Genomic DNA, 23,277 nt, shown 5'->3' with positions numbered 1-23,277 from the left:
GAGGAATCAGCATTGGGAAACGTAGTAGTAAAGTTAGAGAATGTTCGAAAAAGGATTGGTGGAACGGAAATTATTCGTGGTTTATCATTTGAAGTTCGTGAAGGGGAAGTATACGGGTTCCTTGGACCGAACGGTAGCGGTAAGACAACAACGATTCGTATGATGACAGGTCTTATTTCAATGACAGAGGGCGATATTACAATTTGTGGTCATAGTATTCGTACGGAGCGTGAAAAGGCGCTAGAGCAAATTGGAGCGATTGTAGAAAATCCTGAACTATATGATTATATGACAGGAATGCAAAACTTGAAGCATTTTGCGAACATGGCAATTACACCAATTAGTAAAGAGCGCATTGCTGAAATTGTAAAACTGGTTGAATTAGAGCATGCAATTCATAAAAAGGTGAAAACATATTCACTTGGTATGAAACAACGTTTAGGAATTGCACAGGCATTACTGCATCAGCCGAAAATTTTAATTTTAGATGAGCCGACAAATGGATTAGATCCAGCTGGTATTCGCCAAATTCGTGATTATTTACAACGTTTAGCGAAAGAAGAGAATATTGCTGTAATCGTATCAAGTCACTTATTAAGTGAAATTGAACTTATGTGTGATCGCGTCGTTATTATTAAGCAAGGTGAGTTTGTACAAGAATACAACTTACATGAACAAGCAAAACATGATGAGACAGTAGTTGTAGCGTTTGAAGTAGATAAAGTTCAGAAAGCAAATGAAATCATTACAGGTAAGGCGCAAGGAAATGTCATTGTAGTATCTGTAAAGAAAGAAGAAATTCCACAACTTGTAAAGAAACTTGTGAATGAAGATGTGCTTGTATACGGAGTTACCGTTCAAAATAAAACGTTAGAGGATGAGTTCTTAGCGATTACAGGGGGAGTGAAAGCGTAATGTTTAAATTAATTCAAAATGAATTTTTAAAGTTGCATGCGAAAAAAGGTATGTATATTTTAATTGGTGTTATTGCAGTATTGGAAATTTTGGGAGTTTTAGCGATGCTGAAATGGGGAGATGGAACTGAATTTAAAGGATCATATTTAGATTTTGCAAGTTCAGAGATTGGTTTAATTACTTTGTTTGCAACGATTTTTGGCATTACGATTGCTTCTCGTATAATTACGGATGAATTCCAAAAAGGTACAATTAAGCAGTTATTAATTCGTCCAAGAAAACGAATGACAGTTTTATTCTCTAAATATATTACAGTGTTACTTACTATAGTATTTATCATATTTGCTAACACGATTATTTCAATGATTATTGGCGGAATTGCAATGGATGGTAGTAAAACAGAATTAACGATAGGAATCGTAATGAAATCTACTTTATATCAAGTACTTTCACCGTTCTTCTTTGCGACGCTTGCATTTTTCTTAGCAAACGTATTTAGAAAGTCTGTCTTACCATTAATTATTACGATGTTCCTCTTCTTTTTACAAGGACCAATTAATATGGTACTGATGATGTTTGCAAAAGGTGTAGCGAAGTTTGTAGTGTTCTTCCATTTAAATTTAAGTGTGTACGATAGCAATAAGCTAGTAAGTGGCGGAATAGAACCAACATTTACAGAGTTTACATTTACAACTTCATTATTACTTGTAGCTGCATACTTTGTTGTATTACTTGTAGCATCAAGTGCATTATTCCAAAAACGTGACGTATTATAATAAAAGAAATCCCCGCTTGTAAAAACGGGGATTTTTATTACATAACTTTCTCGTATATTTCAACCGAAAGAAAAGAATGATTACTATATATGGTGTTCAAAAGTATTTGAGAAAAATAGGAAGAATTTCAACTATATTCATATTATAATTTAGTTATCTGAACATGTACTTTTACTATCTTTGGAGGTGTTCGATATGCACGATGCATTTTCACGCATAAGACTACGCAGTTTTTTTGGATGGATGATTATAGGACTCTTCCTTACGATGATCCCATTAGGTCTATCAAATGTTTCTGAGAATACGACGGAGGTTATTTCACAAATAACTGTGTTTTTTGTATTTCCGTTATTTTGGTTATACGTAAAAACCAATAAAAATAATGTTATATTTAACAGTTTTTTTGATAAACCAGGACGTTTACCGTGGGGGTTAATTGTATTAGCAACGATAATGGGAATGATTTTTTCAGTTGGTATATCTCATATTCAATTTTACATATTAGCACATACGTTACCGAATTTCTTAGTTACTATGTTAGAAGATGGAAATGTTATTAATACGAGTAACATATATATGACGATATTTACTTTCATTTCAGCATGTGTGTTAGCACCTATTATGGAAGAGGTTATTTTTAGAGGCTTCTTTTTACAGCGAATGGCTTATAAATGGGGTATTAAAAAAGCTGTCATTATATCTTCCGTTATTTTTGGCTTAGGGCATTTTGATGTTATTGGTGCGTTCATGTTTGGTATTGTAATGTGTCTTTTATACATAAAGACGAAAAATATATGGACGAATATTGCTGTACACGCTCTAAATAATTTCATTGCAACAAGTATGCAATTTGTCGGCGGAGAAGAGAGCAGCGCCATTTCAATTCCTGAATTACAAGCGCAAAGTAATTTATGGATCGGTATCGGTCTTACAGTCGTTGGATTACTTTGGTTAATTCCTTACGTTTGGAAACAATGGCGTATGGTAAAAGAAGTGGGTGTGCCACCAGTGCGCTTCATAAATAAGGAAAAAGTAGTGAGTGCATCAGAAGGAAATGAAGTGTATAGTCAAGTGATTGTAACAGATAGATTGATGGCTGTAGAGCTACCAGATGAGGCTGTAAATAAGCTCCAATTAGAAGAAAATGATTATGTAACAGTATCTGTAGAAGACGATAAAATCGTTATAAAGAAAGCACATAATAGATAAGTAAAAAGTAGCTCTTTGTGAGCTACTTTTTACTTTGTAATAATTTCCACACGAAAATTATTGCCGTTCTTTACATATTTAATATCTGTAACAGTACGAACTGCTTTTAAAATCTCAACTTTTTCACCAATTCGAGGGATAGTCGGAACATTATCCCAAATGCCAAGCAAGTCATCTAATTGTCCCGTTTTTTCATAAAACCAGATTTTCAATGTAAAGCCCCTTTCTCGAACTTTATGTATTTTAATACATAATATATCATTTTTATTCTTATTGTAAGGGGTTTTTATATATTTTATGAATAAAAATTAATTAATCTTCTGGGAAGATATGTTCAATATCAGGGGTAAGAGATATTTCTGATAATACGATATGAGAAACAGTCGTTGCATATGAAGAGACATCATTAATAAATTCTTCAAGTTCAACGAGTGAAGGAACAGAAATTTTTACAATGTAGCATAAGCTTCCTGTTACGCGGTAACAAAAACTTGCAGATGGATAGGACTGAATAAACTGTTGCATACGTGTTGTATCCCCGTTTTTTAAAGTGATTTCTAAAATACAGTCTAAAACAAGTCCTGCTTTTTTATAATCGATATCGATTGTGTATTTTTGGATCACGCCTTCACTTTCGAGTTTACGAACACGCTCTGCAGTAGACGGAGCAGATAAGTTTACTCGTTTCGCCAATTCACGCATGGAAAGGCGACTATCATTATATAATTCATTTAAAATTTTTCGATCAACACGGTCTAGTTGCATTTGTAAATATACCTCCAGTAAAATGATAATTTTTGTAAAGGAAAAATATAAATTAAGATTCATATGAAATGTAAAGAGAACTTTATTTATTTTACAATAAAACTGAAGGGAATAGGAGGGAAAATAATGGAGAGAATTTCATTATCAAATGTAGGAGATACAAAGTTTCAAAAGTTATTAGGTCATAATCCGGAAATATTACATTCGTGGAGTACATTAGAAAATACACTGTACAATAAAGGAACTCTTTCAGCAGAGCTGAAGGAACAAGTGAGGAGAACATTAGCGTACGGGAATGAATGCCCGTACTGTATGGCAAAGGGAAGGCCTGATGATATGCAAAAGGTAGAAGAAATTGGTGTAGCAGTAACTTTTGCGCATACATTTATTCATGACAAAAAGGCGATAGATGATAATATGTTTCATGTATTGAAACAATATTGGACGGAAAAAGAAATTGTAGAGCTTTGCGCTTATATTTGTTTTATTACTGCATCGCAACAACTTGGTTTTCTATTTCAATTACAGCCAAACGAAGCATTAAAATTATTTTAAGAAAATAATTGCGAATTATGTAGAAAAAAATAAGAATATTTCGTATAATTTAAGTACAATCATTTTGAAAATAGGGGTGGCATCATATGGAGCAAATTCCGGTAAAGAGAATAGAAGAAGTACTTGTTGTAGCAGGGGATGACAAACAAAAGCAAAAGGAATTTTATGAATTGCTCTTATCTACTGAGTTTTATGTTGCTGGCTCACTAGAAGCAGAGGAAGGGGCAACAGAAGGAATACTTCGCTTGCGTCATTTCCAAGGAGAGGGTAGATGGATCGTTCCGTTCTTTACACAAATGGAATTTGTAAAAGACGTGTTGCCAGAAGGAACACCCCTTATTACGATACGTGGGAAAGAATTATTTAGTAGCATTGAGAAAGATGCTACAGCAGTATTAAATGTCGGTACTGATATAAGTAAAACATTTATTCCAGAAGAAATTGCAGATATCGCATCTGGACGAATTTTTAACTATTATAAATAAAGTGAAACTTTAATCAGTGGGGGTTTTCTTCATCCCCCACTGATTATTAGTTGAACCAATCGGGCTTTAATGGGCAGCCCGACCCCCACCTAACTTCTTTGCTTTCGCTGCATTTTGAGGTGGGGGTCTTACTGCCCATTAAAGCGGGATAAAAGGAAAAGCATAATCGCTTTTCCTTTTTAATTTGAACACGGAGTGGCTATGCCAGAAGAAATAGAGAGTGTTTTATTATTTGTATTTATTGTCGCTGTAGCTCCAAGAGGAATCCCAATGTTTGGGCTTATATGTCCAATCGGTAAACCGAATAGGACAGGTATAGCATATGAAGTGAAATATTCATATAGTATTGTTTGCAATGATTGAGATGGTTTAGAAGGAGTGCAGTCATGACAACTTGTAAAAATAACACCACTACATTCATGAAACTTTCCAGATAAAAGTAGCTGATTTAACATACGGTCAATGCGATATGGTTCTTCCCCAATGTCTTCAAGCAATAAAAGTTTATTGGCTGTATTTATCTCGTAGGAGGAGCCAATGATACTCGTTAACACCGCTAAATTGCCTCCAACTAACTGACCTGTAACTGTACGGGAAGAGCTAGGTACGATACATTCTGAAGCAGATAAGATGGTTGAATATGGGTGAAATAGTTGGTTGAAAGAAGATAAAGAAAGAGAATCTACACCTTTCCCTAATTCTTCTACCATTGGGCCATGAAAAGTAACAAGCTTTGCATAACGTGAAAAGGCAGTATGTAAAGCTGTAATATCGCTATATCCCCAAAAGATTTTTGGATTTTGCCGAATGATTTCATATTGAATGTGAGGGAGGAGACGAGCGCTACCGTAACCACCTCGTGCACAGAAAACAGCCTTTACTTCAGGATTTGAAAATGCTTCATGTATGTCATTGAGCCGGACTTGATCCCTTCCAGCTAAATATCCATATTTCTCATAGACACTCTTCCCGATTACTACAGATAAACCCATTTCTTGTAATACCTTTACACCTTTTAATACATTTTCAATTGTTGGTGGGCCGGACGGTGCAATAATCATTACTGTATCACCTTGTTGTAATGCATTTGGATATATCATTGTTTTCAGCCTCCTTCACTTTCAATATATTCGCTTCATAGGAAGTTCAATCCTTGTAAAAGAAGGGGAAAGTTTGTCAAATAAAGAAGATATAAAGGGAATAGGAGGAGAAATGATGTTTACAAGTCGAGTTATAGATACATTACAAATTAAGTATCCCATCATTCAAGCCGGTATGGCGGGTGCGATTACGACGCCAGAACTCGTTGCAGCTGTGAGTAATAGCGGAGGATTAGGAACGCTTGGAGCAGGCTATATGAGCCCAGAACAAATTCGTGAAGCGATTTATAAAATACGGGAACGAACAGATAAGCCTTTCGGTGTTAATTTACTATTAACGAAAGAGATACAAATAGAAGAAGAGAAGATAAACTTGGCCAAGGGATTACTTAGCGGAGTGAATAGAGAATTCGGTATAGAGGAAGAAGAACAGTTAAAGCTTCCAAAAAGTTATAAAGAACAATTACAAGTATTAGTAGAAGAAAACGTGCCAGTCGTTAGCTTTGCATTTCAAACGTTAGAAAAAGAAGAAATAAATGACTTGAAAAGAAGCGGAATAAAAGTCATCGGAACAGCTACTCATGTGGCAGAGGCGAAAGTACTTGCTGAATTAGGAGTAGATATTATTGTCGGTCAAGGTAGTGAGGCAGGGGGCCATAGAGGAACGTTTATCGGGAAAGAACAGGACGCTATGATTGGGACGTTCGCATTAATTCCGCAGTTAGTAGCAGCAGTTCCGCATATCCCGATTGTTGCAGCAGGTGGTGTAATGAACGGGCAAGGGCTTGTTGCGGCATTTACACTGGGAGCAGAAGCTGTTCAAATGGGATCAGCCTTTTTAACGAGTGAAGAGAGTATTACACATGACGTGTATAAAAAAGCGGTTTTACGTAGTACAGATACGAGTACAACTGTGACTCGTGCGTTTTCCGGGAAATATGCACGAGGTATTCGTAATGAATTTATAGAGAAGCATGAAGGGAAAGAAGAAGACCTTCCGATGTATCCGGTGCAAAATGTATTAACCTCTAAAATACGCCAACAAGCAGCAAAGCAAAATAATGGAGAATATATGTCACTTTGGGCAGGACAAGCGTCATCATTAGCAAGAATAGAATCAGCTCAGCATGTAGTGGAGCGAGTGATGAAAGAAGCAGATAACGTAATTGAACAATTGCAAAATGTATATAGAAAAAGACCACTTGAATAATTCAAGCGGTCTTTTCTTTAGTTTGCTTTATAAAATTGTTGGATGGCTTCATCAATATAAACCCAGCCTTTCCAACCTAAGTGCATGTGATCTTTTAAGAAGTATTTATCATACTCATGATTTGAGAAGTCGGCAATTGGATAGCCAGCTTTCTCAATTTGCTCATGAACTTTCTTATAGTACAATTCTCGGCGTTCTTTCGGGAAGCCAGCGTAATCGTACCAAGGACCTTTTACAGGAACAGAAATGAAGAGTGGTTTTGCACCAGATTGTTTTAATAAATCAAGTGCAATTTGTAAATCTTCATATTCTGGCGATTGATCATAAGCATCATTTTTTAAGTAACCTTCACGTTGCTTTAATTTCTTCTTGATTTTGCTGTTGAAGTAACCATCTTCAATACCGTAATTGTTAGATCCAGATTCTGCTGCACCTGTTTGATCTGCATGTTTACGAGCCTCTTCCCAGCTCATTTGTTTTAATGACGGGTCAAGTTTTTCTTTATGCGGTTTAATATTAAACATAGCTGTAAATAAATCTTTACGATCTAAAATGTTACGATAAATATAAGCGAAAGGTTTAGCAGCAAGTGCTTTTATTTTATGCTTTGTATCATCGTAAACGATACCTTCAAGCGAAATTTTAAGTAAAGTTTCTTTCTTAACGATCTCAAAGTTTAATAAACGCTTTGCAATTTGCTTTTTCATTTCAGGTTTTACATCATCGTTGAAAATGAAGTGGTAACCTTGTTGCTTTGAAAAGTTAGGTGCAAAGTGTGTTTCATCAATACCTTGTGGCACAAACCATTGCGGAGAAAGAACGAATACCATTTTCTTATCCTTCAATTGATCCATCGTAGATGCAAAGTTTAATACATGTACAAGGTCTTGTGTTCCGCCACGTCCAAGTAGGAATGGTGTGAATCCTTCAGGCTTTACTTTGAAATAATTTGATGGATGGTAAGCATCCATACGTGCGAATTCCGATGAACCATACATCGGAAGGTATTTCGAGTCTGCTAACATCTTTTGCTGTAAAATCATACTTTGAATCTTTTCTTCTTTTAAAGAAGTGGCAGCTTGTTCTACTTTTTCATCACTTAAAAGTGGAAGTAGGAAGCGCGTTGGAATAAGTAAGAATACAGCAAAAAGGGCCAATGCTAAAAGCATCGGACCAAATTTTGCTTTGTTCATCGGATTTCTTCCAACTTCTTAATAACCATGTTTGGAGTAGCCCACTCGTCACGGTCAAAATCAGAAATAGAAACTTCAATATCTAAACGCTCTTGGAATTCAACTAATAAAGATACTACAGCGAAAGAATCAAGAATACCTTCTTCAAATAATTGAACATCTAAGTTTTCTTTTACAATATCGTTTTCACATACTTCTTCTAAAATATCTAATACTTGCTCTTTGAATTCTGCCATTTTTAAAATCTCCTTTATATCCGAAATATATTATATGTGCAACTTCTTAATGGTATAAGAAGGGTGCATTAAAAGTATCTGTTAAGGTGTCCAGAGAAAATGAGGAAACCGAAACATACAACGTGGAACGTAATTACAATCGCAAGGACGTGTGTAAATTTATTGTTTGGCCAAAACTTATGCTTCTTGTTTTTTCGTTCAAAAATATCGAATAAAATAAACAGCGCGGCATGATATAGACCATAAATAACATACTGCGCAACAGCGCTTCCTTGGATGTGCCAAATTCCCATAATGAAGAAGTTTAAAAATGCCCCGATATACGAAATAGTGTAACGGTTCTTAATTAACTTTTTCTTCGTTGCAAAAAAGACGAAACGCATGTAAATAAAATCACGGAACCAGAATGATAAACTCATGTGCCAGCGGTTCCAGAAGTCTTTAATATTACGACTAAGGAATGGCTTATTAAAGTTTTCAGGAGTTTTAATTCCCATCATATAACTGATACCAATTACGAACGCACTATAACCTGCAAAGTCAAAGAATAACTGCATGCTAGTAGCGTACATAAAAATCACATTAGATAAAAGTGTATCTTGATTGGCGAATACTGCCTTTACAAGGTATGTTGTTATCAAGTGCGCGATTATAAACTTATACAGAAAACCTTGGAAAATACGATTAAGCCCTGTATATAGTAAATTTTGATATTCCTCAGCACTAGGTGGCTTTTGGATATCTTTTTGGAATCTACGATAACGATCGATAGGTCCACTTGAAATCGCAGGGAAGAATAAAACGAATTCCCAGAAATTAAAGAAGGAAAGTTCTTTAATTAAATTATCACGAACTTCAAAGACCATTTGTACAGCTCTAAATGTTACATAAGACATACCTGCGAAAACAATAAAATGCAATTCAGGTACAAATGGTGCGATTTTCGCCAAAATAAGTGGCAAAATCGATAAAATAACAGCTATACAAAACATGAATGTACTATTATTTTGTTTTCTTAAAATTAAATAGCCTTTAATTAGGGCATATTGCCAAATAATAAATGCGGCTAACATAATCGCTTGCTTCGGTTTATCTGAGAAGATAATAGCAATCATGACTAATGTTAATACTGCATTATATTTACGCAACATTTTACCTTTTAATCCAGCTATGATAGTAGGTATTAATAAAATGCCCACTATAGCGAAAAAATAAAATGATCCATATGCGGTCATGCTGTAACCTCACTCAATAATTTTTTGCGATCTACCTTTCCATTTGGTGTCATTGGAATAGAAGATTGATACATGAATTTACGTGGAATCATGTAGTTTGGTAATCGCTCATTGAGTTCTTTTTTGATTGCAGATGTTAATTTGAATTCTTTTTCAAATGAATGTTCTCCAGGAACAACAACCGCTAATAAATAATCGTATTTCTCACCTTTTTTAATTGGAACGATAACTGCTCCTTCTACGTAAGAACACGCACGAAGATGATGCTCAATTTCTTCTAATTCCATTCGATAACCATGCAGCTTAATTTGGAAATCAAGACGACCATTATAGAATAGAAGACCATTTTCAACATAGCCAGCATCGCCTGTTTTATAGGCGCGCTCACCGTCAATCATAGTAAATGCTTTTTCTGTTAATTCAGGGCTTCCTAAATATCCAACGCTTACGCTTGGACCGACAATTACGATTTCACCTTTTTCACCATCAGGTGCAATCGTTCCATCTTCTTTCATAATAAGAAGGCGGCAGTCTGATTTACAGTAGCCAACTGGAAGTGATTTGTATTGATCAAGCACTTCTTCTGTAACGTGAATACCTGTTACAGCGACAGTAGCTTCTGTTGGACCGTACGTATTCATAATTGTTGCTTTTGGGAAACGCTCAATTAATTTTCTAGCTACTTCATTTGGTAACACTTCACCGCAGAATAAGAATGTTTTCATGTTCGGTAGCATACTCTCAGAGAAAGATGCTTCCATTAAACACATTTCTGCGAAAGATGGTGTGGAAGTCCATACTTGTATATCCGATTGCTCTAAAGAAGCAAACAAGTCTTTTGGACGTGCAATCATATCTTTATCGATTGCCCAAAGTGTACCACCTGTTACTAATGATGGGTAAATATCCATGACAGATAAATCGAATGAGAAAGGTGCTTGGTTTAAGAATACTTGCCCCGTTTGTAAGTTGAAATCTTCTACAGCCCATTTTGTAAAACTTACAAGGCAGTTATAAGTAATCTGAACCCCTTTCGGATTACCTGTGCTTCCTGATGTGTAAATAATGTAGAAGTTCTCATCACCTTTTACCGCATGTTCAGGATTTGGAGTGTTCCCTTTATGAGTAAAGAAAATATCTTTTAAGTTGTCCTCACTTACAATGCGAACTGGTAAATCAGTTACAGTTACTTCAGTTCCTGATAAAAGTAGTTTCGCACCAGAATTTTCAGCGATACGTTGTACACGATCAGCTGGGATAGATAAATCTACAGGAATATAAGCATGTCCAGCTTTTACACATCCTAAAAAGTTAATAATCATTTCAGGTTGCATATGGCCATACACCATAATTGGTGAACGATCATCTGGATACTCAGAAGAAATCCAATGTGCTAACGCATCAGAATCTTCCTTTAATTGTTTGTACGTAATTTTCGCATCTCGCCAAACAAAAGCAGTTTGATCAGGCGTTTCAATAGCCCACTTTTCAATTTGTTCTAATAACTTCATAACGTTCCCACCCTAGAATTCATTGTAAATAAATGTACTTGTGTTTGTATCATGGAATCCATACAACCAAAGTAATGCAAATAAAATTGCAAGGTAATAAACCGTCTTTGCAACCCATTGTGTGAGTGGTCGAGACCATATCTCTTTTAATCTTTCCATGTCTTTCCCTCTCTTAATGAAATAATAGCTCTTTGTAGGTATCATGTCCTACATTATTGTGAAAAAAACAAAATTCCACATTTTAGGTAAAAATAAGTCAAAAGGCTCTTTTCTGATATTAGCACTAAATACTAAAAAAGAAAATCCCTAACTTAGCAATTATATTACATTCAGCATCAATTTGTAATGGATTTGATATGTAAATAGGAAGTGGATTGTGTGAATACATAAAAGTGGACTAGAAGAATACGTAAAATATAGTATTTGTGCTTATGAGTCATTCGAGACGAAGTAAACTTTTACATTTTTAGCCCTTTTAAAAAGGAGGAAATTATCATGGATAGAGTGTGGAAGAATCTAATTTCGGAAGAAAATATCGTGAAATGGAGAAGGTATTTCCATAAGTATCCAGAATTATCGTTTCATGAAAAAGAAACTTCGCAATTTATATATGATACAGTATGCTCATTTTCTTCTTTTGAAGTAACGAGACCGACGAAGTATAGTGTACTAGCAATTAAAAGAGGAACCGAACAAGGGAAAGTGATTGCGATTCGAGCTGATATAGATGCGTTGCCAATTCAAGAGGAGACAAGTAAATCTTATACGTCTGTGAATAAAGGTGTAATGCATGCATGTGGGCATGATGCTCACGCGGCTATTTTGTTGGGTACAGCAGAAGTACTATCAAATATAAAGGAAAATTTTGTAGGTGAGATTCGTCTATTCTTTCAGCATGCAGAAGAGGTGTATCCCGGCGGGGGACAAGAAATGGTTGAAGCAGGCGTAATGGATGGTGTTGATTATGTAATAGGTTTACATGTTATGTCAGGACTTGAGAGCGGGAAGATAGGCATTGCGTATGGGCCGATGATGGCTGCACCAGACGTATTTACAGTTGAAATTCAAGGGAAAGGAGGGCACGCGGCGAGGCCAGAAGAAACGATAGATCCTATTGCTATCGGAGCACAGATTATTACAAATTTACAACATATTGTATCAAGAAATACAAGTGCTTTTATGCAAAGAGTCGTTTCGGTTACGCAGTTTCATGGGGGGATGGCTGATAATATTATTCCTAGTGCAGCAACTTTAATGGGAACTGTTCGTTCATTTAATCAAGCATTAAGGATAGAAGCCGAAGAGAAAATTGAGAAAATCGTGAAAGGAATTACAGAAGCACATGGAGGGGCGTATACATATTCGTATCGATATGGATATGATCCGGTTATTAATGATGAATATATTACGAAAGTAGTAGAAGAAAGTGCACTATATTTGTTTGGAAATGAGCGTGTTGTGAAGCTTGAACCTTCTATGGGAGGAGAAGATTTTTCGGCATATTTAAGAAAAGCACCTGGTTGTTTTATTAAATTAGGGACTGGTAATAAAAAGATAGATACTTGCTACCCGCATCATCATCCAAAATTTGATGTAGATGAATCAGCTCTCATTTATGGAGTGGAATTATTTTTAGAGACAACAATGAGATTATTGAAATCATAGAAAAGTATAAAGTGAAACTTTAATCAGTGGGGGTTTTACTGCCCATTAAAGTGGGATAAAAAAAGGCAACTGCGCTCTATCGCAGTTGCTTTTATTTCTTTCCGTCAGAGAGGGCTGAGAAAGAACTATGCTTATTTATAGTATATGAATAGCTAACGGACAAGCTTGTACATTTTAATCATTTTTTTTAAAAAAGTTGTTGACAGTGATAATCAATGTCAATTAATCTAAAAGTAGTTGAAATTGATAATTATTATCAATAGGATGGATGCGACATGTTAATGAGAAAAAAATTTCACCTTCTACGGAGGGAATTAAAAGATAAAAATAAAGAAGTTGATCAGCATATGGAATGGCAACGAAATGTAATTCGTTCTGAATATGTAGATGAGAAGAAGAGCATTCAAACAGAACAAGAGATACAAAGTAAAGGGAGAGGTTCAGTTGAGTAAGTTAGTAATGATTTTTGCAAGTATGAGTGGAAATACAGAGGAAATGGCTGATCATATTGCCGGCGTGATTCGTGAAACTGAAAATGAAATTGAAGTGATTGATATTATGGATTCACCAGAAGCTTCTATGTTAGAACAGTATGATGGAATTATTTTAGGTGCATACACTTGGGGAGATGGTGACCTTCCTGATGATTTCTTAGATTTTTATGACGCAATGGATTCTATTGATTTAACTGGGAAAAAAGCGGCAGTATTCGGATCATGTGATTCGGCTTATCCAAAATATGGCGTGGCAGTTGACATTTTAATAGAAAAGCTAAAAGAACGCGGGGCAGAAGTTGTGTTAGAAGGATTAAAAGTAGAATTAACGCCAGAAGATGAAGATGTAGAGAAATGTTTACAGTTTGGAGCTGAATTTGTAAAACACCTTTCTTAATGGCAGAAGGGAGATGAAGAGCAAGTGCATGAGAAAATCGCAATTAAAACGATGACAGATTATCATTTGTATGATTTTATGCGTTGTCCGCATAAATTTTATTTTCGTCATATAAAAAGAAGAGAACCTTCTTCGTTTGAATGGCAACAAATCGCACAAATGATTGTGAATCGAATTATTAACGAATATTACACACTACCGGCAGGCCAACAAACGAAAATTGTACTTTTAATATTAATAGAAAAGTATTGGAAAAAAGTAAGGATTAATATGTTTGCTTCGAAGATGGAGTATTACATTGTGTTAGCGAAGCTAACGGATCACTTATTACAGTTTGTTGAAAGAGATGATAGTCAGACACCGCCGTTATTTTTATATGAAAAATTTCAAACATATATGGAAGAGTTAGGTGTCCACATGTCATTGACATTAGAAGTTGGTGAGTGGAGTACTGAGTCGTTTGTAATTAAAAAGTATGTTGTCGATGCGGATGAGGAAATGCTTGCTCTTTGTCAAAAGTTAATGACAGTATTTAGTTATAAAGCTTTCGGCATTCTTCCAGGGAAAATTGAAGTTATTAATTTAATAGAAGGAACTACGTATGACTACATTCCGAAACCGGAAGATATTGTAACTGGAATGGCTCATTTATCTAGAATGAAAGAAATGTTACAGCAACCTGAGCATTATACAGAGCGTCATTTTCGTTCTGAGTGTATAAGTTGTGCATTTCGTAGTGAATGCCAAGGGGAAGAAGTAAAGAAAGAAGCGAAACAGAAGAAAAATATCGTACATTAAAGAATGCAATGTTGCATTCTTTTTTGTTATTGACATGAAAAGCTTTTCATCATGTACCGTATATTTGTAGCAGATTTTAATAAAGGGAGGAATAATCAATGAAAGATGAAACGCAAGTATTTCAATGGTTAAAAGAACAGAATGCTCCTTTTGGGATTCAACTGCAAATTTTACAAGCATTTCAACTATATAAAGTCATTGTTGAAATGGATAAAAAGTTAATGATGTATGAGGAGAGGGAATATAGGGAGAGAATGTAATCTCATCCCTGCAGTATTACTTTCAGTTGTTCTATACTTGCTAGAAATTCAAGTTCATTCTTTGTTTCAAAGTTATAAATCATATTATGTAGTAAAGGACTGTATTGATAAAAACTTGTGATGCGGTGAATGAGTAATGGATCATGGTGTGAAGTAAGTGTACTGTATTGTTCATATACTGATGTAGTAAATTTATGTCCGAAATCATAATATAGCCCAGCAAAATCAAAGGCAGGATCTCCAATTTGAGCATCACCAAAATCGATAACCCCTGAAATGGTTTTATTTTGTTTATCAAATAAAATGTGATGATGTGTAAAGTCGGCGTGAATGATTGTATTTTGAAATTTAGATGTAGCTAGACAGGCAAAGAAATTCTCGAATAAACGGTTTAAGGTTGATTTCTGGAACGAAGTTAGACTGTTAGTAACATACTCATTTAATTTAGCTTGTAGCTCTTTCCAGTAGGTAAGTGTTTTTTCAATAGGGAATCCTAACGCTGTAACACTTTTTAAAGGAATACTATGTAGAGCAGCAAGGAAAGTTGCTAATTGTGTAATAAGTGCTTTTCGTTCTTGTTTTTCTAGTGTAGTAACTATTTCTGTTTTTAAAGGTTCACCATGAATGAGAGTATAGTAGCTACAAAGCGGAATAGCATCAGTATTCTTTTCATAGAATAGGTGATACTTTGGAACTTCAATTTCATGTAGTGAACAAGAGAGAAGTGTGCATAGTTCTTTTTCTAATGGAATTCGCATTGCATATTCCTGTTTTCGCGGGAAACGAAACAGTAGCTCATCATTTACTATAATCGCTACATTATCCCATCCTTCCTCATTTTGTTTATAGGAATGTATAGAAAGATTAGGTAGAGCTTCTTTAATATATTGTTTGTAAGAGTCCATAATTGTTCCTCGTTTCTAAGTTAAGTTATTCCACTCCATGATATCAGAATTTTCTTTCTATATGTTAAAATATAACTATCATTATGAAGAAGGGCGGGAGAATTACGAAGAAAAGAATAGTAATCATTTCTCTATGTATCGTTTTTGGACTGTTTTGGTCATATAAAGAAGAAGTTTTTGCTAGCTATAAACCGATTGATCAGTACGGATTAAATAAGGAATTAAAGAACAAAAGCATAGAAGTTTTAACTCATAATGAAATGAAAAAGGTAGGAGAACATTTTGCGGCAGAACAACTATCAGTTTTTGAAATTCATAATAAAGAAGATGTGAAACGAAAAGGTGAAGAAATATTTGTAAATAGAGGGTATGAGCAATTAATAAAAAATTATTATCCAAATCGTTTTCAGGATTTAGAGTATAAATTTACAAACGAGGAGATACGTGAAGTGACGGATGAAAATTTTCTCTATCAAACTGTAGCGTACGTGGCGGGTACTGAAAATGGTAAGAGAAGCGAAATGAAATTGAATTATGAAATGAAAATTGTAAAGGTTAATCATATATTTAAAGTGTTAGAACAAAAACAGTACGTACAATAAAGAGAAATATGAACCAGTACCATAAATAGCGGTATAAAAAAATCCCTCAGTTCTTCGAGGGATTCTAAAGGTTTTCATTTTGTTGACCAATTTCTTTTTGAGCAATATATAAATTTCCTTGCTCGACTTGTTTCTGAGTAAGAACCGAATCACCTGCATACCCTTTTTCTGTTTTCACAATTCTTTTTGAACGATTGGAATTTTGTTTCTTCATATAATAAACCACCTTTCATCAAAAATAAACGAAAATGATAAGCACGAGTAATACAGCAGCAAAAATGGTAATACCCATTAAAAACGAAGTGTTTTTATATTTAGGTGGCTTATGTACATCTTGCCGATATCCAGGTGAAATTTCAGGGGCGAATTCTTCGTCGAATGATTGCTTTTTTTCTTTTTCGTCCATATGTATCCACCTTTCTTTTTCATTATGTTATACGTTTAAAGAAAAAATATGCATAAAGAAAACCGCCCTCTATCGTGAGCGGCGGTTTTCTATTGTATATTTTCTTTGAACTTGAAAGAGACGGATAAGAAGGAAGGTGGCGCCAAATGCTAAACCGATAATAAGACCAATCCAATATCCTTTTGCTGCCCAGTCCGTATACGTTGCTAATATGTAACCGAGAGGGAGACCGATTACCCAATAAGCGATTAATGTCATAATTAAGGAAACATTTACGTCTTTATAGCCACGTAGTGCCCCTTGTACAGGAGTTGCAATTGCATCTGAAATTTGAAATAAAATCGCAAATATAAGAAATTCTTTTGCTAAATGATGAACTTGTATATCTGTCGTATAAATAGAAGCAATTTCATCATCAAAGAAGTAAAGAAGAATGGAATATAATAGGGCGAATGCAAGTGCTAAGCCAATCCCAATAAACCCATATTGTTTTGCGTTATTATATCGTTTCGCTCCAACTTCGAATCCAACAGCGATAGTCATTGCCATTGCTAAACTTAAAGGCGTCATATATAGCAAGGAAGCGAAGTTCATAGCTGCTTGATGAGCTGCGATTGTTGTCGTACTAAAATTACTCATCATAAGTGTTACTGCAGCGAAAATACTCGTTTCAAAAAAGATAGCAAATCCGATAGGGACGCCAAGTTTTAAGAACTCTTTCCAACTAGAAAGAGAAGGGTGATATAACTGTTTAAAAATATGGAAAGATGCAAAAGGCTCTTTCGTACGAATAATCATAACGGTAATAATTAAAATGCACCAATAGGTTGCTGTAGAAGCAATTGCTGCTCCGACACCACCGAGTTTTGGAAAACCGAAATGCCCAAAAATTAATACATAATTTAATATTACGTTAATAGGTAATGATAGTAACGTAATAATCATCGTTGTGCGAGTTTTTCCTAATGCATCAATAAATCCACGTAAAACAGTGTAAGTAAATAAAGGAATAATTCCAATTGCAATAATACTTAAAAATTGTGCTGCAATACGTTCTACCGGTTCTTCTAATCGCATGCCATTTAAAATGGGTGTAACAGCGAAAAATCCAATAAGTATAACGACGAAGCTAGCGCAAATTGCTAAATAGACTGCTTGTATGACGACTTGGGGAACATCTTCTTTTTTCTTGGATCCAACGAGTTGCGCAACAATTGGAGTTGTAGCCATCAAAATACCTGTTAATCCCGTACTAACTGGAATCCATATACTCGTTCCGATAGCAACCCCTGCTAAATCAATAGGGCTTGCATGTCCTGACATTGTTGTATCAAAAAAGCTCATTGCAAATAATGACATTTGCGTAACAAAAATCGGGAAAAATAGTAATACAAATTGTTTTAATTTTTGTGAGAATGTACTAGTTTCTTTCATAAAATCCCCTTTCTACGTAAAAAAGAAAACTCTTACTATCATACAATTTAATCAAAAAATAGAAAAGGAATAAGTTTATTAAAACTACGGTTTGACTATAAAAAAGGATGCACTTTGAAAGGGGATAAGGTATTATGGTAAGGTATGAAAAAATTACATATTATTAGTTATTAAGGAGGCACTACTCGTGGCTGATTGGTTAATTGGAATAATCATGGGTGCTGTTGAAGGTTTAACAGAGTTTTTACCAGTTTCATCAACAGGGCATATGATTTTAACAGGTCATTTACTTGGATTTGACGATGAGAGAGCGAAAGTTTTCGAAGTTGTTATTCAATTGGGATCGATTTTAGCAGTTGTAGTTATATTTTGGAAGCGTCTATGGTCTTTAGTAGGTATAGGGAAAGTAACAGACGGACCATCGTTAAATTTATTACATATTATTATCGGAATGATTCCTGCCGGCGTACTTGGCGTATTGTTCCATAGTGCGATTAAAGAAGTTTTATTTGGGCCAGGCCCAGTTGTCATTAGCTTAGTGGCTGGTGGTATTTTAATGATTGTTGCTGAGAAGTTTTCAAAACCAAGTACAGCAAGAACATTAGATGAAATCACATATAAGCAAGCATTTACAATCGGAATGTTCCAATGTTTAGCGCTTTGGCCAGGATTTTCTCGTTCTGGTTCTACAATAAGTGGTGGTTTATTAGCTCGCGTGTCACATACAGCGGCAGCTGAATATACATTCATTTTAGCAGTACCAATGATGGTAGCTGCAAGTGGCTTAGATTTAATTAAAAGCTGGGATATATTAAGTGCGGCTGATATACCGCTATTTGCAACAGGATTTATTACGGCGTTCGTTGTTGCAATGCTTGCAATTGTTTCATTCTTAAAATTATTATCTCGTGTAAAACTAACACCGTTTGCTTACTACCGTTTCATTTTAGCTGCGGTATTCTATTTCTTCATTATGTAAGAAATAAATTCTTGGTAACACCCTATAGAATAGACATTTGAAAAAAGTCTATTCTATAGGGTGTTTTTTATCGTGAGAGAAAATTTTTACTCTCATATACTTGTATTTCACCATATGAAATATGACATAATGATGTCGATATAATAATTTTAAGGAAATCGATAGTGTATTTGAGAGGGGCAGTTTAGTGAGTTTTGCAATAGAAATAGTAATTCCAGCACCAATTGATGTTGTATTTGATTATGTAAATAATGACGAGAAAATAATGGAATGGAGTACCTTTATGGTGGAAAATAGGTATCCTCCACATGTAGATGTAAATAATCCTCGTGAAGGTGATAAATATATATCCGTGCAAAAGATGGGGAAGAAAATATATGAGCTTGAGGCAGAAATTTTAGAGTGTGAAGCACCTTATATCGTATCAATTGGATGTGAAATGAAGCAAGGCTATACAGCCGCAACTTATATGTTAGAAGAGGATGAGGAAGGTACATCACTTACTTTAATTATAGAATTTGAACCGAAGAATTTTTTATATAAGATTATGTATAAGTTGACTGGATGGATGACCCGTGCAGTATATATGGGTGAAATGGAACGGTTAGCAGAGTGCGTAGATGCTGCATATTCTCAGAAAAAGGATTGTAATTTTGCTTAATAAAAAACCTGCCGAAATCGGCAGGTTTTATTTTACTACTTTCTCAATCATACTTTCCATTACATGTTCCCAAAGAGAAGTGTCATCAGCTAATGTGGCACGGAAATTAGCGTACATTTCTTTTTGTTTCTCTTCGAATGTTGGATCTTCTTTTTCAGGCAATGTAGCGCGCATTGAAGTTACTAACTCTTGTACTTTTGGAGCACGTGGTCCCCAAACGGCTTGTTCGTTTCCATCTTTATCAATGAAAATAAAGATTGGAATCGCACGTGCTGTTCCGTTTGTTAAATATTGATCCATTAATTCTAAGTTTTCATCGCGAATTAATAATGACATATCAATATTTGCAACTTCAGAAATTCGTTTCATAACAGGCACGCATAAAAGAGCATCGCCACACCAATCAGCTGTTAATACGATAACACGCCAGCCATCATTTTGACGTTCTTCTAATACAGGAAGTAATTCATTTGGAATTAAAAAGTTATTGTAAATGTGCAGTAGCTCGTATTGATTTACTTTCATTTCATTCACATATGTATCAAAGGACATACCTTTATCAGCCCATTTTTGTAAGTTCATAAGTAACACCTCTTTCGTATGATTTGTTTTCATTGTACCAATTTTTATATAGAAAAGCTTGTATTCTTACTCTTTCTTGTCACTTAATAATTTACTTAATAGGAAAAAGAATAGTACGACACATAATTCAGCTATGTTGGATAGTTGCACGCTCTCTATCCAATCGTCAGCGGTATGAATGACGAACCAATCTAGCGTAATTTCAATGATTGCGAAAAGAGTAATAGAAAGCCAATTTGGCATGTTTTGTGTCATTGGATATAGCAGTGCCTTGAAGAAACCGAAGATGAAAAATGTAATACCGTCTAAGAAAGTAATTAATAAAAAAAATAGAAGTAAGGCAGTGCGCGACCTATACTCTACACCAGTAATATGAAAGATTCCTACATATACAAAAAATATAAATGCAAAAATTACAATGAGGAACAGAATAACAAAACCAATAATCAAAGTTTTATCTTTTAGATTGAAATTCGAAAATTTGTCTTCTTCACCCATTATCCTAACTCCTTTTTTTGGAAATTCAACTTCATTTTATCATGAAATATCTATTAAAAAACTACGAATTATGGGAAAATAAGGTGACAAAAAGTAAGATTTCATGTAAAATTATTAATAAGGTTTTTATTTAATCAAATGAAATAAAAGGGGCTGTCAAAGTTGTCTCAAAATCGAGAGCAATTAATGGAAGAACTATCGACAAATGTTTTTGCTATGTTCCGCACGTTGCGTAATGATATTGGAAAAATATTTGGTGGTTACATACCGTGGAATGAGTTCATCGTTCTTAGAATATTGAATCGTACGAATAAAGAAATGGTATCACGTGTGGCGAATGAGTTAAATGTGTCGAATAGTCATATTACAGCTGTTACAGAAAAATTAATTAATAAAGGTTTTGTAACTCGTTCACGTTCTACGTCAGATCGCCGAGTTGTATATTTGGAGATTACTGAACAAGGAAAAGATTTAGTTGCAAAAATGGAAGGTGCAAAAAAACAATATTTGCAAGAAAGATTTTCTACGCTCTCAGAAGAAGAAATGAATATAATGATATCTATTTCTAAAAAACTTATTTAAGTTATTATAAGTAAGAAAACGCTTACACTCCGAAAAAGAAGACTTTCCTTATATGAGGAAGGTCTTTTTTCGTATGTAAAAGATTATAAAAAAGAAAATATGTAACATACTACTAATAAAGGAAGGGGGCAGAAATATGACAAATCGAAATGGTAGTAAAGGGAGCGGAAATCAAAGCTCACCGAAATCAGGGCAATTTCAACAAGAGTTTAGTGCAGAATTTGAAACTGGTAACGATAATAAAGGAAAAGAATATCGTTCGAAAAAGGGAAGTAAATCAAAAAAGGAGTGAATCATTTCACTCCTTTTTTTGATTTAAGATGCGGCAGATTGATCTGTATTATATTTTTCTTCTGATTTTGCGACAATCATTGCACAAATTGCATCACCAGAAATATTTACAGCTGTTCTTGACATATCTAGAATGCGGTCAATACCGATAATTAAGGCAATACCTTCTACCGGTAGATTGACTTGATTTAAAACCATCGTCAGCATTACAAGGCCAACACCTGGTACACCAGCAGTGCCGATACTAGCTAGTACAGCAGTTAATACGACTACAGCTAGTTGGGAAATAGTAAGTTCAACGCCGTATACTTGAGCGATAAATACAGTTGCTACACCTTGCATAATGGCAGTACCATCCATATTAATTGTTGCACCTAGTGGTTGTACAAAAGAGCTGATTGCTTTTGGAACACCAAGCTTCTCTTGTGCGGTTTTCATTGCAAATGGAAGAGATGCATTAGAGCTAGATGTACTAAATCCAATCGCCATTACTGGTCCGAAATGTTTAAAGAAACGGACAATGCTTTCTTTTGCTAATACTTTTAATAAGCCACCATATACGAAGACGCCGTGAATAATAAGTACTAGCATAACGACAATCATATACTTGAACATCGCAGCGACGCCTGCAAGACCCATTTTACCGACGGATGAAGCAAGCAACCCAAATGTTCCGATTGGAGCTAATTTCATAACGAGATTAACGAGATACATCATTAATTCGTTGCCCTGTTCAAGTAATGAATGAATACTTTGGACACGTTTTCCTAAAATAGCTATACCAAGTCCAATTAATACGGCAAAGGCAATAATTTGTAACATGTTTCCATCAGCCATCGCTTTTGCTGGGTTATCTGGTACGATATTTAGCAATGTATCGACGAAAGATGTTTCGGTTTTTGCACCTTCATATTTAAGCCCTTCGGTTTTAAAATTACCACCAGATCCTGGTTGTATAATCAGTGCAAATGTAACTGCAATAGAGATGGCAACGGCTGTAGTTACAAGAAAGAATGAAATTGATTTTAAACCGATTCTTCCAAGTTGCTTCGGGTCCCCAAGACCAGCAGCTCCAAGTACGATAGAAATGAATACAACAGGGACAACTAGCATTTTAATGAGGCGAATAAACAATTGACCAAGTGGATTGAACACATATTGATTTAATGGTTCAAAAATGGATGGTGCAGCTAAATTTAAAGTGAGTCCGACAACTAAACCGAGAAATAATGCAATTAAGATTGCTTTTGTTTGTTTCAATAAAACCCCCTCCTTATTTTTGTGAAATTACTTTCTACATTAATTGTACCGAAAAACTACCTATTTTGACAATATTTTCTGAATATTTTGCATGAAAAGTATCTATTTAAATATAGATTGCTTTTACGAAAGTAAGCAGAAAAAGCTAAATAAACTATTTAGAAAACAAAATAGACCATCACACAGGATGGTCTAGGGAAGGGGACAATTTATGTCAATTTAATTAGGGATGGAAGTTGTTCAAGACACTGGGGAATGTCTTATAAATTAGGG

General features: G+C 34.9%; 31 protein-coding genes. 16 read left to right on the top strand and 15 right to left on the bottom strand.

Features of this window, described 5'->3' with window-relative positions:
• Positions 1-12: 12 nt before the first annotated feature.
• From PDK19_RS20020 to PDK19_RS20010, 3 genes are all read left to right on the top strand, one after another.
• Positions 13-915, top strand: coding sequence for an ABC transporter ATP-binding protein (locus PDK19_RS20020; RefSeq protein WP_000528823.1), 903 nt, complete (start codon positions 13-15; stop codon positions 913-915).
• A complete protein-coding gene (locus PDK19_RS20015; RefSeq protein WP_000475446.1) occupies positions 915-1,691 on the top strand; it encodes an ABC transporter permease in 777 nt (258 codons plus the stop codon). The genes PDK19_RS20020 and PDK19_RS20015 overlap by 1 nt, the downstream gene beginning before the upstream one ends.
• 195 nt (positions 1,692-1,886) lie before the next feature.
• Positions 1,887-2,900 carry a CPBP family intramembrane glutamic endopeptidase gene (locus tag PDK19_RS20010; protein ID WP_000543562.1) on the top strand — a complete coding sequence of 338 codons (1,014 nt, stop codon included), beginning with the start codon at positions 1,887-1,889 and terminating at the stop codon, positions 2,898-2,900.
• A gap of 29 nt (positions 2,901-2,929) precedes the next feature.
• On the opposite strand, the gene PDK19_RS20005 is transcribed toward PDK19_RS20010, so the two are convergent.
• Positions 2,930-3,112, bottom strand: a complete 183-nt coding sequence (locus PDK19_RS20005; protein ID WP_000708112.1) for a DUF3913 family protein — start codon at positions 3,110-3,112, stop codon at positions 2,930-2,932.
• A 100-nt stretch (positions 3,113-3,212) separates the two neighbouring features.
• Complete coding sequence (locus PDK19_RS20000; RefSeq protein WP_001175495.1) at positions 3,213-3,665, bottom strand: Lrp/AsnC family transcriptional regulator; 453 nt, start codon at positions 3,663-3,665, stop codon at positions 3,213-3,215.
• A gap of 63 nt (positions 3,666-3,728) precedes the next feature.
• Here PDK19_RS20000 and PDK19_RS19995 point away from each other — a divergent pair, with 63 nt between their 5' ends.
• A complete protein-coding gene (locus tag PDK19_RS19995) occupies positions 3,729-4,220 on the top strand; it encodes a carboxymuconolactone decarboxylase family protein (protein WP_124878256.1) in 492 nt (163 codons plus the stop codon).
• 86 nt (positions 4,221-4,306) lie between these two features.
• A complete protein-coding gene (locus PDK19_RS19990) occupies positions 4,307-4,705 on the top strand; it encodes an SseB family protein (protein ID WP_000435209.1) in 399 nt (132 codons plus the stop codon).
• A gap of 179 nt (positions 4,706-4,884) precedes the next feature.
• Here the strand turns inward: PDK19_RS19990 and PDK19_RS19985 are convergent, their stop codons facing one another.
• Positions 4,885-5,805 carry a S66 peptidase family protein gene (locus tag PDK19_RS19985; RefSeq protein WP_074567994.1) on the bottom strand — a complete coding sequence of 307 codons (921 nt, stop codon included), beginning with the start codon at positions 5,803-5,805 and terminating at the stop codon, positions 4,885-4,887.
• A 115-nt stretch (positions 5,806-5,920) separates the two neighbouring features.
• Between PDK19_RS19985 and PDK19_RS19980 the strand changes: the two genes are divergently transcribed.
• Positions 5,921-7,015 carry an NAD(P)H-dependent flavin oxidoreductase gene (locus PDK19_RS19980; RefSeq protein ID WP_000495255.1) on the top strand — a complete coding sequence of 365 codons (1,095 nt, stop codon included), beginning with the start codon at positions 5,921-5,923 and terminating at the stop codon, positions 7,013-7,015.
• A 17-nt stretch (positions 7,016-7,032) separates the two neighbouring features.
• Here the strand turns inward: PDK19_RS19980 and dltD are convergent, their stop codons facing one another.
• The 5 genes from dltD to PDK19_RS19955 all read right to left on the bottom strand — a co-directional run bounded on the left by dltD (position 7,033) and on the right by PDK19_RS19955 (position 11,349).
• A complete protein-coding gene (dltD, locus tag PDK19_RS19975; RefSeq protein WP_001030280.1) occupies positions 7,033-8,208 on the bottom strand; it encodes a D-alanyl-lipoteichoic acid biosynthesis protein DltD in 1,176 nt (391 codons plus the stop codon).
• The gene (gene dltC / locus PDK19_RS19970; protein ID WP_000807310.1) at positions 8,205-8,444 is read right to left on the bottom strand and encodes a D-alanine--poly(phosphoribitol) ligase subunit DltC; all 240 of its coding nucleotides are present in this window, start codon (positions 8,442-8,444) and stop codon (positions 8,205-8,207) included. The genes dltD and dltC overlap by 4 nt, the downstream gene beginning before the upstream one ends.
• A 68-nt stretch (positions 8,445-8,512) precedes the next feature.
• Positions 8,513-9,679 (bottom strand): D-alanyl-lipoteichoic acid biosynthesis protein DltB, encoded by a 1,167-nt coding sequence (gene dltB, locus PDK19_RS19965; protein WP_000127924.1) that lies wholly within the window; start codon positions 9,677-9,679, stop codon positions 8,513-8,515.
• Entirely contained in the window at positions 9,676-11,190 is a 1,515-nt protein-coding gene (gene dltA, locus PDK19_RS19960) for a D-alanine--poly(phosphoribitol) ligase subunit DltA (protein ID WP_000770525.1), read from the bottom strand. Before dltA ends, dltB begins: the two co-directional genes overlap by 4 nt.
• Positions 11,191-11,202: 12 nt before the next feature.
• Positions 11,203-11,349, bottom strand: a complete 147-nt coding sequence (locus PDK19_RS19955; protein ID WP_000440293.1) for a teichoic acid D-Ala incorporation-associated protein DltX — start codon at positions 11,347-11,349, stop codon at positions 11,203-11,205.
• Positions 11,350-11,685: 336 nt separating this feature from the next.
• Here PDK19_RS19955 and PDK19_RS19950 point away from each other — a divergent pair, with 336 nt between their 5' ends.
• The 5 genes from PDK19_RS19950 (at position 11,686) to PDK19_RS19930 (ending at position 14,804) form a co-directional block, all read left to right on the top strand.
• On the top strand, positions 11,686-12,855 hold the full coding sequence (locus PDK19_RS19950; RefSeq protein WP_000376383.1) for an amidohydrolase: 1,170 nt from the start codon (positions 11,686-11,688) through the stop codon (positions 12,853-12,855).
• A gap of 275 nt (positions 12,856-13,130) precedes the next feature.
• Positions 13,131-13,307, top strand: coding sequence for a hypothetical protein (locus PDK19_RS19945; RefSeq protein WP_049110982.1), 177 nt, complete (start codon positions 13,131-13,133; stop codon positions 13,305-13,307).
• Entirely contained in the window at positions 13,300-13,746 is a 447-nt protein-coding gene (locus PDK19_RS19940) for a flavodoxin (protein ID WP_000041158.1), read from the top strand. The genes PDK19_RS19945 and PDK19_RS19940 overlap by 8 nt, the downstream gene beginning before the upstream one ends.
• A 24-nt stretch (positions 13,747-13,770) precedes the next feature.
• A complete protein-coding gene (locus tag PDK19_RS19935) occupies positions 13,771-14,544 on the top strand; it encodes a hypothetical protein (RefSeq protein WP_000544549.1) in 774 nt (257 codons plus the stop codon).
• Between the two features lie 98 nt (positions 14,545-14,642).
• Entirely contained in the window at positions 14,643-14,804 is a 162-nt protein-coding gene (locus tag PDK19_RS19930; protein ID WP_049110980.1) for a hypothetical protein, read from the top strand.
• A 2-nt stretch (positions 14,805-14,806) separates the two neighbouring features.
• On the opposite strand, the gene PDK19_RS19925 is transcribed toward PDK19_RS19930, so the two are convergent.
• Positions 14,807-15,709 (bottom strand): aminoglycoside phosphotransferase family protein, encoded by a 903-nt coding sequence (locus tag PDK19_RS19925; protein WP_270707898.1) that lies wholly within the window; start codon positions 15,707-15,709, stop codon positions 14,807-14,809.
• An 83-nt stretch (positions 15,710-15,792) separates the two neighbouring features.
• Here PDK19_RS19925 and PDK19_RS19920 point away from each other — a divergent pair, with 83 nt between their 5' ends.
• Positions 15,793-16,311 (top strand): biotin transporter BioY, encoded by a 519-nt coding sequence (locus PDK19_RS19920; RefSeq protein ID WP_270707897.1) that lies wholly within the window; start codon positions 15,793-15,795, stop codon positions 16,309-16,311.
• A 64-nt stretch (positions 16,312-16,375) separates the two neighbouring features.
• Here the strand turns inward: PDK19_RS19920 and PDK19_RS19915 are convergent, their stop codons facing one another.
• The 3 genes from PDK19_RS19915 to PDK19_RS19905 all read right to left on the bottom strand — a co-directional run bounded on the left by PDK19_RS19915 (position 16,376) and on the right by PDK19_RS19905 (position 18,151).
• A complete protein-coding gene (locus PDK19_RS19915; RefSeq protein ID WP_000744619.1) occupies positions 16,376-16,525 on the bottom strand; it encodes a hypothetical protein in 150 nt (49 codons plus the stop codon).
• An 18-nt stretch (positions 16,526-16,543) separates the two neighbouring features.
• Positions 16,544-16,717 carry a hypothetical protein gene (locus PDK19_RS19910; RefSeq protein WP_000343559.1) on the bottom strand — a complete coding sequence of 58 codons (174 nt, stop codon included), beginning with the start codon at positions 16,715-16,717 and terminating at the stop codon, positions 16,544-16,546.
• Between the two features lie 69 nt (positions 16,718-16,786).
• Positions 16,787-18,151, bottom strand: coding sequence for an MATE family efflux transporter (locus PDK19_RS19905; RefSeq protein WP_000665525.1), 1,365 nt, complete (start codon positions 18,149-18,151; stop codon positions 16,787-16,789).
• Positions 18,152-18,338: 187 nt separating this feature from the next.
• Between PDK19_RS19905 and uppP the strand changes: the two genes are divergently transcribed.
• Complete coding sequence (gene uppP / locus PDK19_RS19900) at positions 18,339-19,130, top strand: bacitracin resistance undecaprenyl-diphosphatase (protein WP_000796248.1); 792 nt, start codon at positions 18,339-18,341, stop codon at positions 19,128-19,130.
• A gap of 187 nt (positions 19,131-19,317) precedes the next feature.
• Positions 19,318-19,791 carry an SRPBCC family protein gene (locus PDK19_RS19895; RefSeq protein WP_014893189.1) on the top strand — a complete coding sequence of 158 codons (474 nt, stop codon included), beginning with the start codon at positions 19,318-19,320 and terminating at the stop codon, positions 19,789-19,791.
• A 27-nt stretch (positions 19,792-19,818) separates the two neighbouring features.
• On the opposite strand, the gene PDK19_RS19890 is transcribed toward PDK19_RS19895, so the two are convergent.
• Together PDK19_RS19890 and PDK19_RS19885 are read right to left on the bottom strand one after the other, a co-directional pair.
• The gene (locus PDK19_RS19890) at positions 19,819-20,406 is read right to left on the bottom strand and encodes a thioredoxin family protein (protein ID WP_116733374.1); all 588 of its coding nucleotides are present in this window, start codon (positions 20,404-20,406) and stop codon (positions 19,819-19,821) included.
• Positions 20,407-20,439: 33 nt separating this feature from the next.
• Positions 20,440-20,871: a regulatory YrvL family protein gene (locus PDK19_RS19885; protein ID WP_000503436.1), complete on the bottom strand. Its 432-nt coding sequence runs from the start codon at positions 20,869-20,871 to the stop codon at positions 20,440-20,442.
• Positions 20,872-21,033: 162 nt separating this feature from the next.
• Here PDK19_RS19885 and PDK19_RS19880 point away from each other — a divergent pair, with 162 nt between their 5' ends.
• Both PDK19_RS19880 and PDK19_RS19875 read left to right on the top strand, forming a co-directional pair.
• Positions 21,034-21,453, top strand: a complete 420-nt coding sequence (locus PDK19_RS19880) for a MarR family winged helix-turn-helix transcriptional regulator (RefSeq protein WP_000081439.1) — start codon at positions 21,034-21,036, stop codon at positions 21,451-21,453.
• Positions 21,454-21,589: 136 nt separating this feature from the next.
• Complete coding sequence (locus tag PDK19_RS19875; protein ID WP_014893188.1) at positions 21,590-21,745, top strand: hypothetical protein; 156 nt, start codon at positions 21,590-21,592, stop codon at positions 21,743-21,745.
• Between the two features lie 23 nt (positions 21,746-21,768).
• On the opposite strand, the gene PDK19_RS19870 is transcribed toward PDK19_RS19875, so the two are convergent.
• Positions 21,769-23,004: a dicarboxylate/amino acid:cation symporter gene (locus PDK19_RS19870; protein WP_000814819.1), complete on the bottom strand. Its 1,236-nt coding sequence runs from the start codon at positions 23,002-23,004 to the stop codon at positions 21,769-21,771.
• Positions 23,005-23,277: the final 273 nt, after the last annotated feature.

It is taken from the genome of Bacillus cereus group sp. BcHK124, assembly GCF_027712065.1.
Classification (GTDB): domain Bacteria; phylum Bacillota; class Bacilli; order Bacillales; family Bacillaceae_G; genus Bacillus_A; species Bacillus_A pacificus.
This window is presented reverse-complemented; position numbering and strand designations above follow the sequence as displayed.